Annotated in this window: 15 protein-coding genes; all 15 read left to right on the forward strand. The window is 46.3% G+C overall.

Annotated features, from left to right (window positions below):
- The first annotated feature begins 39 nt into the window (after positions 1–39).
- Positions 40–1,320, forward strand: a complete 1,281-nt coding sequence (locus NYE38_RS08670; protein WP_012117578.1) for a pitrilysin family protein — start codon at positions 40–42, stop codon at positions 1,318–1,320.
- Positions 1,317–2,603 (forward strand): pitrilysin family protein, encoded by a 1,287-nt coding sequence (locus tag NYE38_RS08675; RefSeq protein ID WP_017417796.1) that lies wholly within the window; start codon positions 1,317–1,319, stop codon positions 2,601–2,603. Before NYE38_RS08670 ends, NYE38_RS08675 begins: the two co-directional genes overlap by 4 nt.
- Before the next feature lie 59 nt (positions 2,604–2,662).
- Complete coding sequence (locus NYE38_RS08680) at positions 2,663–3,391, forward strand: SDR family oxidoreductase (RefSeq protein WP_025649449.1); 729 nt, start codon at positions 2,663–2,665, stop codon at positions 3,389–3,391.
- A 75-nt stretch (positions 3,392–3,466) separates the two neighbouring features.
- Entirely contained in the window at positions 3,467–3,724 is a 258-nt protein-coding gene (locus NYE38_RS08685) for a DUF3243 domain-containing protein (protein WP_003154150.1), read from the forward strand.
- 127 nt (positions 3,725–3,851) lie between these two features.
- Entirely contained in the window at positions 3,852–4,643 is a 792-nt protein-coding gene (locus NYE38_RS08690) for a YmfK family protein (RefSeq protein WP_003154149.1), read from the forward strand.
- 18 nt (positions 4,644–4,661) lie between these two features.
- Positions 4,662–5,561, forward strand: a complete 900-nt coding sequence (locus tag NYE38_RS08695) for a RodZ domain-containing protein (protein ID WP_017417797.1) — start codon at positions 4,662–4,664, stop codon at positions 5,559–5,561.
- 73 nt (positions 5,562–5,634) lie between these two features.
- On the forward strand, positions 5,635–6,216 hold the full coding sequence (gene pgsA / locus NYE38_RS08700; protein WP_007409821.1) for a CDP-diacylglycerol--glycerol-3-phosphate 3-phosphatidyltransferase: 582 nt from the start codon (positions 5,635–5,637) through the stop codon (positions 6,214–6,216).
- 17 nt (positions 6,217–6,233) lie between these two features.
- Positions 6,234–7,484 (forward strand): competence/damage-inducible protein A, encoded by a 1,251-nt coding sequence (locus NYE38_RS08705; protein WP_017417798.1) that lies wholly within the window; start codon positions 6,234–6,236, stop codon positions 7,482–7,484.
- A gap of 170 nt (positions 7,485–7,654) precedes the next feature.
- Positions 7,655–8,698, forward strand: coding sequence for a recombinase RecA (gene recA, locus NYE38_RS08710; RefSeq protein WP_003154145.1), 1,044 nt, complete (start codon positions 7,655–7,657; stop codon positions 8,696–8,698).
- A 167-nt stretch (positions 8,699–8,865) separates the two neighbouring features.
- On the forward strand, positions 8,866–10,047 hold the full coding sequence (locus tag NYE38_RS08715; RefSeq protein WP_017417799.1) for a serine hydrolase domain-containing protein: 1,182 nt from the start codon (positions 8,866–8,868) through the stop codon (positions 10,045–10,047).
- Between the two features lie 292 nt (positions 10,048–10,339).
- Entirely contained in the window at positions 10,340–11,899 is a 1,560-nt protein-coding gene (gene rny, locus NYE38_RS08720; protein WP_252052825.1) for a ribonuclease Y, read from the forward strand.
- A 60-nt stretch (positions 11,900–11,959) separates the two neighbouring features.
- Positions 11,960–12,754, forward strand: a complete 795-nt coding sequence (locus NYE38_RS08725; RefSeq protein ID WP_003154137.1) for a TIGR00282 family metallophosphoesterase — start codon at positions 11,960–11,962, stop codon at positions 12,752–12,754.
- A 199-nt stretch (positions 12,755–12,953) separates the two neighbouring features.
- Entirely contained in the window at positions 12,954–13,214 is a 261-nt protein-coding gene (spoVS, locus tag NYE38_RS08730; RefSeq protein WP_003154135.1) for a stage V sporulation protein SpoVS, read from the forward strand.
- Between the two features lie 256 nt (positions 13,215–13,470).
- The gene (gene tdh / locus NYE38_RS08735; RefSeq protein WP_263611963.1) at positions 13,471–14,517 is read left to right on the forward strand and encodes an L-threonine 3-dehydrogenase; all 1,047 of its coding nucleotides are present in this window, start codon (positions 13,471–13,473) and stop codon (positions 14,515–14,517) included.
- A gap of 12 nt (positions 14,518–14,529) precedes the next feature.
- Positions 14,530–15,708 (forward strand): glycine C-acetyltransferase, encoded by a 1,179-nt coding sequence (locus NYE38_RS08740; protein WP_029325912.1) that lies wholly within the window; start codon positions 14,530–14,532, stop codon positions 15,706–15,708.
- Positions 15,709–15,806: the final 98 nt, after the last annotated feature.

The following is a 15,806-nucleotide window of genomic DNA, read 5'->3' on the forward strand; positions in this document are numbered from 1 at the left end:
TAATACATACTATGAAAGAATGAACGAAGGAGGTTTCACATGACTTATGTAAATGAAATGAAGTCAAAGCACGGCGGGATCACCGCCCACATCGTAAAGACCGAGAAATTTAAAACCGTTTCGCTGACGTTTAAAATGCTGGCTCCTTTAACGAAAGAGCTCGTAACAAAAAGGGCGCTGTTTCCGCATGTGCTTCTGCGCGGAACAGAAAGCCGCCCGAAAACCGCTGATCTGCGGTCTTATTTTGATGAGCTGTACGGCACATCCGTTTCAGCTGATCTGACAAAAAAGGGAGAACGTCATGTCATTACGTTCAGACTTGAGATTCCTAATGAAAAGTATCTGAAGGACCGCACACCGTTATTGGAAAAAGGTCTTCAGCTTTTATCAGAGCTTGTCTTTTCGCCCGCTTTGGAAAACGGCGCCTTCCTGCCCCTTTATGTCACGCAGGAAAAACGGACGCTGAAACAGCGGATTCAAGCCGTATATGATGATAAGATGAGATATTCTAATCTGCGTCTCGTTCAGGAAATGTGCAAAAGCGAACCGTATGCGCTTCACGTCAACGGCGAGTTCGATGATGTTGAACACATTACACCGCAAGATTTGTATGAAGCCTATCAAAAAGCCATACGCGAAGACCAGCTGGACCTGTACGTCATCGGCGATGTTGATACAGATCAGGTGAAAACGGCCGTTGATACGTATTTTAAAACGGAAGAACGGGAGCTGCAGCCTTTTGAAAGAAGCGCGGCGAATGAACAGCCCGATCCGAAGGAAGTCATTGATGAAGAGGACGTCAAGCAGGGCAAGCTGAATATCGGATTCCGGACCAATACGACATATACAGATCCGGATTATCCGGCATTGCAGGTGTTTAACGGGCTGTTCGGAGGTTTCTCTCATTCAAAGCTGTTTATAAATGTCCGTGAAAAAGCGAGCCTCGCCTATTATGCAGCCTCAAGGGTGGAAAGCTTCAAAGGGCTTTTGATGGTCATGTCGGGCATTGAGGTGAAAAATTACAAGCAGGCCGTCACCATCATTGAAGAACAGTTTCAGGCTATGCAAAACGGTGACTTTTCAGAAGATGATATCGCCCAAACGAAAGCCGTTATTAAAAATCAAGTATTAGAAACGATTGATACGGCATACGGTTTAGCGGAATTTCTGTATCAGCAGGCCTCAGCCCAAGTAGAGATACCGATCGAAAGGTTCCTTGACAATATCGAGAAAGTGACAAAAGAGGACATTATCAATGTCGGAAAGAACATTAAGCTGGATACGACTTATTTCTTAAAAGGGACGGGGGGAGCATCTTGACTAAACCGATAAACTTCGAACAGCTTCAGGAAACGCTGTTTCATGAAAAAATGGCAAACGGCCTTGATGTCTATGTGCTGCCGAAACAGGGCTTTAATAAAACATACGCCGTGTTTACGACAAAGTACGGTTCCATTGACAATCAATTCGTTCCTTTAAATAAGGAAGAAATGGTACACGTCCCTGACGGAATCGCGCATTTTCTGGAGCATAAACTGTTTGAAAAAGCGGACGGCGACGTGTTTCAGGACTTCAGTAAGCAGGGGGCGTCGGCAAATGCCTTTACATCATTTACACGAACCGCTTATCTGTTCTCCAGCACTTCTAATGTGGAGAAAAACCTGGAAACACTCGTGGATTTTGTTCAGGACCCGTATTTCACGGAAAAATCAGTTGAAAAAGAAAAAGGCATCATCGGCCAGGAAATTAATATGTATGATGATAATCCGGATTGGCGGCTGTTTTTCGGCCTTATCGAAAATATGTATAAAGACCACCCCGTGAAAATTGACATTGCCGGAACGGTGGAGAGCATCTCTCATATTACGAAAGATCTGCTGTATGAGTGCTACGAAACGTTTTATCACCCGAGCAATATGCTGCTCTTTATCGTCGGTCCCGCAGATCCTGAAGCGGTCATCAGCCAGGTGCGGAAAAACCAGGAGAAAAAGCCGTTTACAGACCAGCCTGAAATCAAACGTGAAGAAGTTCAGGAGCAGGAAGCGGTTTTCCGCCGGGAGCAGGAGTTGAAAATGAACGTGCAAGGCTCAAAATGTCTTGTCGGCTTAAAGGCGAAAGACCCTTATAAAACGGGGCGGGAGCTGTTGAAGCACGAGCTCAGCATGAACCTCATGCTTGAATGTCTCTTCGGAAAAAGCTCACCGCATTACGGTGACTTGTACGACAAAGGCTACATTGATGAAACCTTCAGCTTTGATTACACGGCTGAATACGGATTCGGTTTTGCCTCTGTCGGAGGAGATACACCGGAGCCGGATAAGCTCGCTGACGAATTAAAACACATGCTGCTTGATGCGGAATCAGCCGTGACTGCGGAAAAACTTGATCTTGCGAGAAAAAAGAAGATCGGGTCATTCTTAAAAGCGCTCAATTCGCCTGAATATATCGCCAACCAATTTACACGCTACGCCTTTTTAGATATGAGTCTGTTTGATGTCGTAACCGTACTGGAGCAGATTACGCTGGAAGACGTAAAGCGGGTCATTAAAGAAGAAATATCAGAAGACAGGCTGACAGTCTGCAAAGTCGTGCCAAAATCATAACAAAAACATCCCTCACGCCCTGAGGGATGTTTTTCTGGGGAAAGAAGGAGTATTGATTGATGAAACAGACAGCGCTCGTAACCGGAGCAAGCGGCGGAATAGGACAAAGTATAAGTGAAGTCCTCGCAAAAAACGGATATGACGTCCTTTTGCATTATCATTCTAATAAGGAAGCCGCACACAGGCTTGCGGAAAGGCTGAGCGCATCATTCGGCGTAAAAGCCTCCGTTATTCAGGCGGATCTGTCCTCACCGGCTGGCGCGGAGACACTCAGCCGTTCCGTTAAGCAGCCTGTGGACGCCCTGATACTAAACAGCGGCAAAAGTCATTTCGGCCTGATTACGGACGTTACGGATGACATGGCGCGGGAGATGGTGCAGCTGCATGTGACGAGTCCGTTTCTTTTGGCGCGTAATCTGGTGCCCGGCATGATCCGGGAAAAAAGCGGGGGCATCGTCGCGATCGGTTCCGTCTGGGGAGAAACAGGCGCATCGTGCGAGGTATTATACAGCATGGTCAAGGGAGCGCAGCATTCGTTCGTCAAAGCGCTTGCCAAAGAGCTTGCTCCGAGCGGCGTCCGCGTGAATGCAGTCTCGCCGGGTGCCGTTGATACAAATATGCTTGATCAGTTCACGTCTGATGAAAAAGAAGCGTTGGCAGAGGAAATTCCCGCGGGTCGGCTGGCAAAGCCGGAGGAAATCGCCGAAGCGGCGGCCTTTTTATTATCGGACAAGGCTTCCTATATTACGGGGCATATATTATCCGTAAACGGCGGCTGGCACTGCTGAAAAAAATGTGTGTATAGTTTGCATCTGCACGGACAAAATAATTTTGTAACAACAGATGAAATGGAGGAACCCAACATGTCAGTATTAGAAAACTGGGATAATTGGAAGAATTTCCTTGGCGACAGATTGAACTATGCGCAGGAAAAAGGGATGAGTGATGAAACGATCACTGACCTCGCTACAGAAATCGGCGGTTACCTTGCGAACGAAGTCGACTCGAAAAACCATCAGGAAAAAGTGCTTGCTGATCTTTGGAGCGTTGCTTCTGAAGATGAACAGCGCGCCATCGCAAATATGATGGTGAAGCTTGTTGAAAATAACAGCACTCATTAAGAGGGGGGATTTCTCCTCTCTTTTTTTATGTTTTCCTCTATAGAGCAACATTCTTCTTTCTAATTAGAGAAAAATGTTTTATGATAAAGGAAGGTAAAAATTTGCCACAATGGAGGGGGTATATCATTTGGCAAAGCTCGAATGGTATTTTGAATATGAAATTCAAGTGAACCGCCCCGGCCTGCTCGGGGATATTTCATCTCTTCTCGGGATGCTGTCAATTAATATTGTCACAATTAACGGTGTCGACCTTTCCAGAAGGGGAATGCTGCTCAGATGCCGGCATATAGATCAAATTAAACGATTGGAATCAATTTTAAAAACAATGGAGACCATTAAAGTAACGAAGCTGAGAGAACCGAGGCTTCGCGACCGTCTCGCAGTCCGCCACGGAAGATACATTCAGCGTGATGCCGATGACAAAAAAACCTTCCGTTTTGAAAGGGACGAGCTCGGTCTTCTGGTTGACTTTATGGCCGAGCTGTTTAAAAAAGAAGGGCACAAACTGATCGGAATCCGGGGAATGCCGAGGGTCGGAAAAACGGAGTCCATCGTTGCGTCAAGCGTTTGTGCCAGCAAAAGATGGCTTTTCGTATCATCAACGCTGCTAAAACAAACGATCCGGAGCCAGCTGGTTGCCGATGAATACAGCACGGAAAACGTGTTTATCCTCGACGGCATCGTTTCGACAAGACGGGGATCTGAGCGCCATCTTCAGCTCGTCAGTGAAATTATGCGGCTTCCGGCGACAAAGGTCGTGGAGCACCCCGATATTTTTGTTCAAAATTCGGAGTATACGCTCGATGATTTCGATTATATTATCGAACTCAGAAATGATCCTGACGAAGTCATTACATATGAACATGCAGAAGAACCGCAAATGTTTGATCAGACCGGTTTTTCAAGCTTTGATTTTTAATATTGGAAGGTGTTTGTTGTGACAGAATTAGCAATCCGGCTTAAAGAAGCCAGAGAGGAAAAAGGGATGTCATTGGATGAACTCCAGGCGGCGACGAAAATTCAGAAAAGATACTTAACCGCTCTGGAAGAAGGCAATTATGACGTCATTCCCGGCAATTTTTATGTGCGGGCGTTTATCAAGCAATACGCTGAAGCTGTCGGGCTTGATTCCGATCAGTTATTTGAAGAATATAAAAAAGACATCCCTAACACGTACCATGACGATGTTTCGGAAAAAATTTCCGGTCTCGCCATGCAAAGGGAGCTTCCTAAGTCCGCTTCAAAGGCGGCGGAATGGCTTCCGACCGTCCTTGTCGTCATCGGTGTCATTATCGTCATCGCGATCATTTATGCGATTATTCAGCTCGGAATGAGCAAATCCGGACAGACAGACGGAGATAAAGCCGTCACCCAAAGTGAGAGCAAGTATGAGATTCCTAAGGATTCTGCGCTGAAAAACGACGGCAATACAAATGACGAAGCGCAATCTGACAGCAAGAAAGATAAAAAGGACACAAAAGCATCAGAGCAGAAAAAGAAAGAAAAAAGCAGTGAAACGACGGAGATCAAAGCGGCCGGAACGGAAGGCTCAGCTTCTTCATACAACGTCTCCGGGGCAGATAAGTATAAGCTTGAACTGATTGCTTCTGACAGCGCATGGATCCGCGTCCGTGATGACAGCGGCGGTTCTTTAAAAGAAGGAACGCTGCAAAAAGGCGAAACCTTTAAAAAAGACGTCACGGATCAAAAGCAGATTGAAATCCGCACGGGCTATGCCCCTAACCTGAAAATTAAAATCAACGGAGAGGTTCTGTCCTATGAACTCAATCCGCATGATGTGATGGCGCAGACCATCACAATCAAGATGAAAAAATAAAAGGGGAAAAGTCATCTGAACGATTAAGATGACTTTTTCTTCACGTCCGAGTACATATTATTGGAGGGGCTTTATGTTTAACTTACCGAATAAAATCACACTGGCAAGAATCGCTTTAATTCCTGTATTTATGATTATCATGCTTGTTCCTTTTCAGTGGGGCAGCGTTCATATAGGGGATGAATCGATTCCGGTAGCGCATCTTACGGGAGCTGTTTTATTCATTATCGCATCAACGACTGACTGGGTGGATGGCTACTACGCCAGAAAACTGAACCTCGTGACAAACTTCGGGAAATTTTTAGATCCGCTGGCTGACAAACTGCTGGTATCCGCGGCATTAATTACGCTTGTGCAGTTTGACCTTGCGCCGGCGTGGATGGTCATCATCATCATCAGCCGCGAATTTGCCGTAACGGGATTAAGACTTGTGCTGGCGGGAACGGGGGAAGTTGTAGCCGCCAATATGCTGGGGAAAATTAAAACATGGGCTCAGATCATCGCTGTTGCCGCGCTTTTGCTGCATAATCTTCCGTTTGAGCTCGTTTCTTTCCCGTTCGGCGATATCGCTTTATGGGTAGCTGTGCTCTTCACAGTCATTTCCGGCTGGGATTATTTTGCGAAGAACTGGGATGCGTTAAAAACATCTAACTAAGAAAGAAGGACTTAAAGATGGAAATAGCAAAAAAAGCAGAGATCATTGCAGTCGGCTCGGAGCTTCTGCTCGGCCAGATCGCCAATACGAACGCGCAGTTTATCAGTAAAGAGCTGGCGGAAATCGGTGTAAACGTGTTTTATCATACCGCTGTCGGTGACAATCCGGAGCGGCTTAAGCATGTCATCCGCATTGCCGAAGAGCGCTCAGACCTGATTATTTTTTCAGGCGGCCTCGGGCCGACCAAGGACGATTTAACGAAAGAAACCATTGCAAACACACTGGGGCGCCCGCTCGTTCTGAATGACGAAGCATTCCGGTCGATCGAAGAATATTTCGTGAAAACAAAACGGACCATGTCGCCGAATAACCGCAAACAGGCGCTCGTCATTGAGGGCTCAGACGTTTTGGCGAATCATTTCGGCATGGCGCCGGGAATGCTTGCAGAGCACGGCTCAAGGCTTTATATGCTGCTTCCCGGGCCGCCGAGCGAGCTGCGTCCGATGTTTGAAAATGAAGCGAAGCCGCTGCTTCTTAAAAAGCTCGGTTCTAATGAGAAAATCGTTTCAACCGTGCTGCGGTTTTTCGGAATCGGTGAATCCCAGCTTGAAGCTGATTTAGAAGATATCATTGACGCGCAGACGAACCCGACGATTGCGCCGCTCGCTGCTGACGGTGAGGTCACGCTGCGTTTAACGGCGAAACATGCCGACGAAAAAGAAACAGAACGGCTTTTAAAAGAAACGGAAGCCGCCATTTTAGAACGTGTCGGTGAATTTTTCTACGGATATGATGATACGTCTCTGGTGAAGGAGCTTTCAAAAGCATGCAGACAAAACAAAATCACGATTTCTTCTGCCGAAAGCTTTACAGGCGGCCTGTTTTCAGAGTGGGTGACTGATTTAAGAGGTGCGTCTCAACTATTTGCAGGGGGCGTTGTCTGTTATTCCGACAGCGTGAAACAGCATGTGCTCGGCGTGAAAGCTGAGACGCTCGCAGAAAGCGGAGCGGTCAGCAAAGAGTGTGCGAAAGAGCTTGCAGCCGGTGTGAGAAAGCTGACCGGAAGCGATATCGGCATCAGCTTTACCGGGGTTGCGGGTCCCGACCCGCAGGAAGGGCATGCTCCGGGCCGCGTCTTTATCGGCATTTCGGCGGAAGGAAAAGAAGAGGTGCACGAATTTAACTTTGCCGGCTCAAGAACCGGAATCAGAAAGCGCGCCGCTAAATACGGCTGCCATCTCATTTTAAAAATGCTGGATCAAAAATAAAGTTTTAAAGAGGCATTTTCTCTGATTTTTAAGTTTCACAAGGGAAATTATGCTCTTTTGCAGAAAAGCGAACGCGGAAAAAATCCGAATATGCGTTCGCTTTTTTCTTGGCAAATGCCAGTAAACAAGGTATAGTATATGTAGTGGCAAGATAAAGGAGGAAAAAATAAATGAGTGATCGTCAGGCAGCCTTAGATATGGCTCTTAAGCAAATAGAAAAACAATTCGGCAAAGGTTCCATCATGAAGCTCGGAGAAAAAACAGATACAAGAATTTCAACGGTGCCAAGCGGTTCCCTTGCACTTGATACCGCTCTCGGAATAGGCGGATACCCGCGCGGACGGATTATTGAAGTATACGGACCTGAAAGCTCAGGTAAAACGACTGTAGCGCTTCACGCAATCGCTGAGGTTCAGGAAAAAGGCGGACAGGCAGCATTTATTGATGCTGAGCATGCTCTTGATCCTGTTTACGCGCAAAAGCTCGGTGTCAATATCGAAGAGCTTCTGCTTTCTCAGCCGGATACGGGAGAGCAGGCGCTAGAGATTGCTGAAGCGCTGGTGCGAAGCGGAGCTGTTGATATCGTAGTCGTTGACTCTGTTGCGGCGCTTGTTCCAAAAGCTGAAATTGAAGGTGACATGGGTGATTCACACGTCGGTTTACAGGCGCGTCTCATGTCTCAGGCGCTCCGTAAGCTTTCCGGCGCCATCAATAAATCTAAAACAATCGCAATCTTTATTAACCAGATTCGTGAAAAAGTCGGCGTTATGTTCGGAAATCCGGAGACGACACCGGGGGGCCGCGCGCTGAAATTCTATTCTTCCGTGCGCCTTGAAGTGCGCCGTGCCGAGCAATTAAAGCAGGGCAACGACGTCATGGGGAATAAAACGAGAATTAAAGTCGTAAAAAACAAAGTCGCTCCTCCGTTCCGTACGGCTGAAGTGGACATTATGTACGGTGAAGGAATCTCCAAAGAAGGGGAAATCATCGACCTTGGAACTGAACTGGATATCGTCCAAAAAAGCGGTTCATGGTATTCTTATGAAGAAGAACGCCTCGGCCAGGGCCGTGAAAACGCCAAGCAGTTCTTAAAAGAAAATAAAGACATCATGCTGATGATTCAGGAGCAAATCCGTGAATATTACGGTTTGGACAATAACGGTGTAACGGACAAAGCGGAAGAAGTTCAGGAAGAGATGGAATTAGAAGAATAAAAACACGATCAAAAGAGCGGAATAAGCAATTTCCGCTCTTTTTTTTGTGTGTTTCAAAAAACACTGGCTGTTTCGGAAAATTTTATCTGGAATGTTACAACTTTTTTCACCCTTCACTCGTCTAACATCATGGCGAAAGTTGAAATTATATCTGAGGAGGAAAAAAGATGACGAGCCCCCGCCGCACAAGAATAAATAAAAAAAGAAAGAAGAAGCTGATGAAAACGGGAGGGCTGTTTCTTTTTCTGCTGCTTGTCACTGTTTTTATTATGATCTGGACCGTCACAGCGCATCACCGGGAGAAGGAATCCGTTAAAAGCGCTCCCGCCGCTCAATCTGATACTTCAAAAGACCAGACTCAACAGAAAAAAGAAAAGACGCAAAAAGAGAAAACACCTAAATCAATCGATCACAATAAACAGATCAGCAATTACTTGCAACAGATCGGGTTCAGCGGCACAGCAATGATCGTAAAAGATGGAAAGGTTGTGCTGAAAAAAGGCTTTGGCTATGCGGACCGAAAACAAAAAATTAAAAACAATCCGGAGACATCATATTATATCGGTTCTTCACAAAAAGCGTTAATCGCGACGGCTGTCCTGCAGCTTGAAGAAAAAGGGCTGCTGCAGACGAGTGACCCCGTCAGTACATACTTGCCGAATTTTCCTAACGGCACGCGCATTACATTGAAAAACCTGCTCAATCATACGTCCGGCATAAACGGGCATATTGAGGGTCAGGGACCGATTTCTCCAATTGATTTAATCAAGGATATAGAAAACCGCGGAATTAAACGGCAGCCCGGGGTTTGGGATTACAGGGATTCCAACTATTCAGTGCTTGCTTATATCGTATCTCAGGTCAGCGGGGAGCCTTATGAACAATATATAAAAGAACACGTGTTCAAACCGGCCGGAATGAAGCATGCCGGATTTTACAAAACATTTGCCAAAGCCAAATATCCTGCCGTCGGCTACAAAGTCGATGAGAGCGGCAGTCTTGTAACGCCGCACCTTTTGGACTTATCGCAGCTGTACGGGGCAGGCGACATGTATATGAGCGCTGAAGATCTCTATAAATTTGATAAAGCGATCGTAAACAACACGCTCCTTTCAAAAGCAAGCTTCACAAAAATGTTTACAGCAGGAAGCAGTGCCGCTTACGGCATGGGGTTTTACATTGATCCGGGAAGCTATTCCAATCACGGTGTTATGCCCGGTTACAACATTTTGAACAGCTTCAGCCATTCGGCAAGCAAATATGTCATATTACTGTCAAACATTCAGAATAACGCCAAATTGGGACAGGTAAACAATAGAATTTATCAATTGCTTAACCAGGCGGACTGACAGAGCCGTCATTCACGAAAAGCGGATCTAGGTATGGTATGATATATACATGGCGAAGATTCCGAGCTGAAGGCGAATCGTTAAGCTGGCAAGCTTGACAAGTATTTCCGACACAATTACAATGAAGTTGTAACATTTGTTTTTTTAACATGATTGTTAAACCATTTAAACTTGACAAGGGCATGAGAGACTCATTCCCTGTGAAGGTTCTGTATGTTGAGAAAATCAAACAATGTACATGCCGGCACTTATTTAAGCAAAAACCAAGTTCATAGCAAGAGGAGGTGAAAGTATGACCCCAATGACGGTTCTCATCTCCATTTTGCTGACTCTGCTCGGTTTAGTTGTTGGCTACTATGTTCGTAAAACCATTGCCGAAGCAAAGATTGCGGGCGCACGCGGTGCTGCCGAGCAAATCCTTGAAGATGCAAAGCGTGATGCTGAAGCACTGAAAAAAGAAGCTCTGCTTGAAGCAAAGGACGAAATCCATACACTTCGAATAGATGCTGAACAGGAAGTTCGTGAAAGACGAAATGAGCTTCAAAAACAAGAAAACCGTTTACTTCAAAAAGAAGAAAATCTTGACCGTAAACATGAAGGAATTGATAAACGGGAAGCGATGTTGGAGAAGAAAGATCATTCTCTGAATGAACGACAACAACATATTGAAGAGATGGAAAGCAAAGTGGATGAGATGATTCGTATGCAGCAGTCAGAACTCGAACGCATTTCGAGCCTGACACGGGATGAAGCGAAACAAATCATTCTTGACCGGGTTGAAAATGAGCTTTCACATGACATCGCCATCATGACAAAAGAAACCGAAAACCGTGCGAAAGAAGAGGCAGATAAAAAGGCGAAAAACATTCTGTCGCTTGCTTTGCAGCGCTGTGCAGCAGATCATGTTGCCGAAACGACGGTATCGGTCGTCAATCTTCCGAATGATGAGATGAAAGGACGTATCATCGGCCGTGAAGGGCGTAACATTCGTACGCTTGAAACGCTTACAGGTATTGACCTGATTATTGATGACACACCTGAAGCAGTCATTCTTTCCGGATTTGATCCGATCAGACGGGAGACGGCAAGAATCGCTCTTGATAAACTCGTTCAGGATGGCCGTATTCACCCGGCGCGCATTGAAGAAATGGTTGAAAAATCCCGCCGTGAGGTTGATGACTATATCCGGGAAATGGGTGAGCAGACGACGTTTGAAGTTGGCGTTCACGGACTCCACCCGGATCTGATCAAGATCCTCGGCCGGTTGAAATTCCGTACAAGCTACGGGCAGAACGTACTGAAACATTCTATGGAAGTTGCGTTTTTAGCCGGTTTAATGGCTTCCGAGCTTGGAGAAGATGCAAAGCTTGCCAAGCGGGCCGGTCTTCTGCATGATATCGGAAAAGCAATTGACCATGAAGTGGAAGGAAGCCACGTGGAAATCGGAGTGGAGCTTGCGACCAAATATAAAGAGCATCCAGTCGTCATTAACAGTATTGCGTCACACCACGGAGACGAAGAGCCGACTTCCATTATCGCCGTTCTGGTCGCTACCGCTGATGCACTGTCAGCCGCAAGACCGGGCGCGAGAAGTGAAACGCTCGAAAACTATATCCGCAGACTTGAAAAGCTTGAAGAAATCTCCGAGTCTTACGAAGGTGTTGAAAAATCATTTGCGATTCAGGCCGGCCGTGAAGTTCGCATCATGGTGAAGCCGGACTCCATTAATGATTTAGAAGCCCATCGTTTGGCACGTGATATCCGTAAACGAATTGAGGACGAGCTTGATTATCCGGGCCACATTAAAGTGACCGTAATCAGAGAAACTCGAGCCGTAGAGTATGCAAAATAAAGTGATGCTTAGCGCATCACTTTATTTTTTTGAGTCCCTGAAAAGGAAGGAATGGAATGTATGAGAATTTTATTTATCGGAGATGTTGTCGGTTCCCCGGGCCGCGACATGGTAAAAGAATATGTCCCGAAACTGAAAGCGAAACATAAACCGCATTTTACAATTATTAACGGAGAAAATGCAGCACACGGAAAAGGACTGACAGAAAAGATCTACCACAGCCTGATGGAAGCGGGAGCCGATGCCATTACAATGGGAAACCATACGTGGGATAAAAGAGAGATCTTCGACTTTATTGATGATGTGCCGCATCTTGTCCGCCCGGCGAACTTCCCGGAAGGTACACCGGGCAAAGGCATTACCTATATTAAATCGAACGGAAAAGAGCTTGCCGTCATTAATTTACAGGGGCGGACGTTTCTTCCGCCGCTTGATGATCCGTTTGCTAAAGCGGATGAATTAATAGAAGAAGCGAAAAAGCGCACGCCGTACATTTTTATTGATTTTCACGCCGAAGCGACAAGCGAAAAAATTGCGATCGGCTGGTACACAGACGGAAGAGCCTCTGCCGTGGTAGGCACCCATACACACGTGCAAACGGCAGATAACCGCATTTTACCGAAAGGAACGGCATATATTACTGATGTAGGCATGACGGGTCCGTACGACGGAATTCTCGGTATGGACAGAGAAACGGTCATCAAGCGGTTTAAAACCAATCTTCCCGTCCGGTTTACGGTGGCGGAAGGTAAAACTACGCTGAGCGGAGTGCTCATTGACATCGACGATCAAACGAAAAAGGCCGTAAATATCGAACGGATATTAATCAATGATGACCATATGTTCTTTGAATAGGTGATCATGTGTTTATTTTATAAAAATATTAAAAGGAAAAGCAGGAATATAGCAACTTCTTAGTGAATATAGTAGAAATGGAAGGTAGCCCGCTATTTTTGAAAAGCATTGTGGGGATGGCTTTTTGGATAGCAACATCTAATAATGATTGTTCTAATGAACACTCACTTATCCATTGTAAAACTAAGGGGGAGCAGAAATGGAAATCTTAAAAGTTTCAGCAAAATCAAGTCCAAATTCAGTAGCAGGCGCGCTTGCCGGTGTATTGAGGGAACGCGGAGCCGCCGAAATTCAAGCAATTGGGGCGGGTGCCTTAAACCAGGCTGTTAAAGCGGTTGCGATTGCCAGAGGCTTTGTCGCGCCAAGCGGCGTAGATTTGATTTGTATTCCGGCTTTTACAGATATACAGATTGACGGAGAAGAAAGAACGGCGATTAAGTTAATCGTCGAACCCCGTTAAAAACAAAAACACGACATTCTCAACCTGCTTGCGTAAGGCGAGCGGGTTGTTTTTATTGTTGTCATATTTTCTCACAATATTATATTGATAGTACGAAGAGATGATAAATGGCTTTATTCATATAATATTCAAAAAAATCCCGCCCATTTTTCCGGACGGAAGCAGTTGTTTTCTTGGAGTGGACACTGGTATTTACCTCCTTTTTATCTCGTGTTACAATCCAGTTATTACAGTGTTTTTTCGAGGAGGAGTGTACATGTTGGGAGGAAAGATGAAAGCTATCGTCAAAAATGAAATCGCTTTCGGAGCAACTCTGAAAGAAATTCCCATACCTTCCATTAATGAGAATGAAGTTCTCATTAAAGTACAGGCCGCATCTATATGCGGTACAGATGTGCATATTTATAATTGGGATCAATGGGCGCAGAAACGAATCAAAACACCTCAAGTATTCGGACATGAATTCAGCGGTATCGTAGCGGAAACGGGCAAACACGTCACAAATGTCAAAATAGGTGACTACGTTTCGGCTGAAACCCACTTCGTCTGCGGTACTTGTGTCCCTTGTTTAACAGGAAAACATCATGTGTGCACCCATACAAAGATCCTCGGCGTAGATACAGCCGGTTCCTTCGCTGAATATGTCAAAGTGCCGGCTCGAAATGTTTGGAAAAATCCCGCTGATATGGACCCCGCCGTCGCTTCTGTTCAAGAGCCGCTTGGCAACGCGGTGCATACGGTGCTGGAAAGCAGCCAGCTTGCGGGCGGTTCCGCTGCAATTATCGGCTGCGGACCGATCGGACTGATGGCGGTGGCGGTGGCTAAAGCGGCCGGTGCGTCCCATATTGCGGCCATTGATAAAAATGATTACAGGCTGGCTCTTGCGAAGAAATTGGGAGCCACGATCACCATTCCAGCTGACGAGGAAGATCCGCTTGAGGTGATCGACACCTTAACAGGCGGAGAAGGAATCGACCTTGTCTGTGAAATGTCCGGCCACCCGACAGCCATAACACAAGGATTAAAGATGGCGGCCAACGGGGGAAGGTTCCACATGCTGAGTCTGCCGGAACGTCCGGTGACGGTTGACCTGACAAATGACGTGGTGTTTAAAGGACTTACCGTCCAAGGCATCACAGGCAGAAAAATGTTTGAAACATGGCGGAAGGTATCGCACCTGCTTGAATCCGGCCTTGTTGATCTGACGCCGGTGATCACGCATCAGTTTCCGCTTGAAGACTTTGAAAAAGGGTTTGACCTGATGAGAAAGGGCCAGTGCGGCAAAGTCATTTTGATTCCATAAGGGGAGGGTTCTATAATGAAAGAATTTGAATTTCTAAAAGCCGAGCTTGATAAAATGAAAGAAAATAAAACGTGGCAGCAAATGAAACAAATTGAAACGAAGCAGGGTCCGTCGGTGGAAGTCAAAGGGGAAAACGTGATACAGCTTTCATCGAACAATTATCTCGGTTTGACGTCGCATCCAAGGCTTGTCGAAGCGGCCAAACGCGCCGCGGAAGAATTCGGAGCGGGTACGGGGTCCGTCCGGACAATCGCCGGAACATTCACAATGCACAATGAGCTGGAGAAAAAATTGGCAAACTTTAAAAAAACAGAAGCGGCACTTGTTTTTCAATCGGGGTTCACAACGAATCAGGGCGTCCTATCAAGCATTCTTACAAAAGAGGATATCGTGATCTCTGACGAACTGAACCATGCTTCCATCATTGACGGGATCAGGCTCACAAAAGCAGATAAAAAGGTGTACCGCCATGTTGATATGGACGATTTGGAAAGGGTGCTGAAAAAATCAATGAATTACCGCATGCGCCTGATCGTCACCGACGGCGTATTCTCAATGGACGGCAACATCGCTCCTTTGCCTGACATCGTCAAACTTGCAGAGGCGTACGATGCCTTTGTGATGGTCGACGACGCGCATGCTTCCGGCGTACTCGGAAAAAACGGAAGGGGAACGGTTAATCACTTCGGGCTTGACGGAAGAGTCCACATACAGGTGGGCACATTAAGCAAAGCCATCGGAGTGCTTGGCGGTTACGCCGCGGGGTCGCAGGTTCTGATCGATTACCTGCGCCATAAAGGGCGTCCTTTCTTATTCAGCACTTCTCATCCGCCTGCGGTAACGGCCGCATGCATAGAAGCCATTGACGTCCTGCTGGAAGAGCCGGAGCATATGGAAAAGCTATGGGAGAACACGGCGTATTTCAAAGACAAACTGGTTCAAATGGGGCTGACCCTCACAAAAAGCGAAACACCGATCGTGCCGATATTAATAGGGGAGGAAGAAAAAGCCCAGGCATTATCAGACCTTTTATTGACCCGCGGCGTCTTTGCACAAAGCATTGTGTATCCGACGGTCGCCCAAGGAAAAGCGAGAATCCGCACCATTATTACGGCGGAGCATACAAAAGAGGAGCTTGACCGGGCACTGGAAGTAATCCGTTCAGCCGCAAAAGAGCTTCAGCTTGTGTAAGGGGGAAATGATTCCCTCTTTTTTATTTCTTATTGATTCTTATTCTCAATAAGGTGTACAATAATAGGCTGGCGGTTGTGCCAAACGCTTTTAACCAG

This window comes from Bacillus sp. EU63 (genome assembly GCF_038592915.1).
Taxonomy (GTDB): Bacteria; Bacillota; Bacilli; order Bacillales; family Bacillaceae; genus Bacillus; species Bacillus velezensis.

Excerpts from the sequence above, each read along its gene's own strand:
- NYE38_RS08670 (WP_012117578.1), top strand. The coding sequence starts at position 40 with ATGACTTATGTAAATGAAATGAAGTCAAAGCACGGCGGGATCACCGCC.
- NYE38_RS08680 (WP_025649449.1), top strand. The coding sequence starts at position 2,663 with ATGAAACAGACAGCGCTCGTAACCGGAGCAAGCGGCGGAATAGGACAA.
- NYE38_RS08685 (WP_003154150.1), top strand. The coding sequence starts at position 3,467 with ATGTCAGTATTAGAAAACTGGGATAATTGGAAGAATTTCCTTGGCGAC.
- pgsA (WP_007409821.1), top strand. The coding sequence starts at position 5,635 with ATGTTTAACTTACCGAATAAAATCACACTGGCAAGAATCGCTTTAATT.
- NYE38_RS08705 (WP_017417798.1), top strand. The coding sequence starts at position 6,234 with ATGGAAATAGCAAAAAAAGCAGAGATCATTGCAGTCGGCTCGGAGCTT.
- recA (WP_003154145.1), top strand. The coding sequence starts at position 7,655 with ATGAGTGATCGTCAGGCAGCCTTAGATATGGCTCTTAAGCAAATAGAA.
- NYE38_RS08715 (WP_017417799.1), top strand. The coding sequence starts at position 8,866 with ATGACGAGCCCCCGCCGCACAAGAATAAATAAAAAAAGAAAGAAGAAG.
- rny (WP_252052825.1), top strand. The coding sequence starts at position 10,340 with ATGACCCCAATGACGGTTCTCATCTCCATTTTGCTGACTCTGCTCGGT.
- NYE38_RS08725 (WP_003154137.1), top strand. The coding sequence starts at position 11,960 with ATGAGAATTTTATTTATCGGAGATGTTGTCGGTTCCCCGGGCCGCGAC.
- spoVS (WP_003154135.1), top strand. The coding sequence starts at position 12,954 with ATGGAAATCTTAAAAGTTTCAGCAAAATCAAGTCCAAATTCAGTAGCA.
- tdh (WP_263611963.1), top strand. The coding sequence starts at position 13,471 with ATGTTGGGAGGAAAGATGAAAGCTATCGTCAAAAATGAAATCGCTTTC.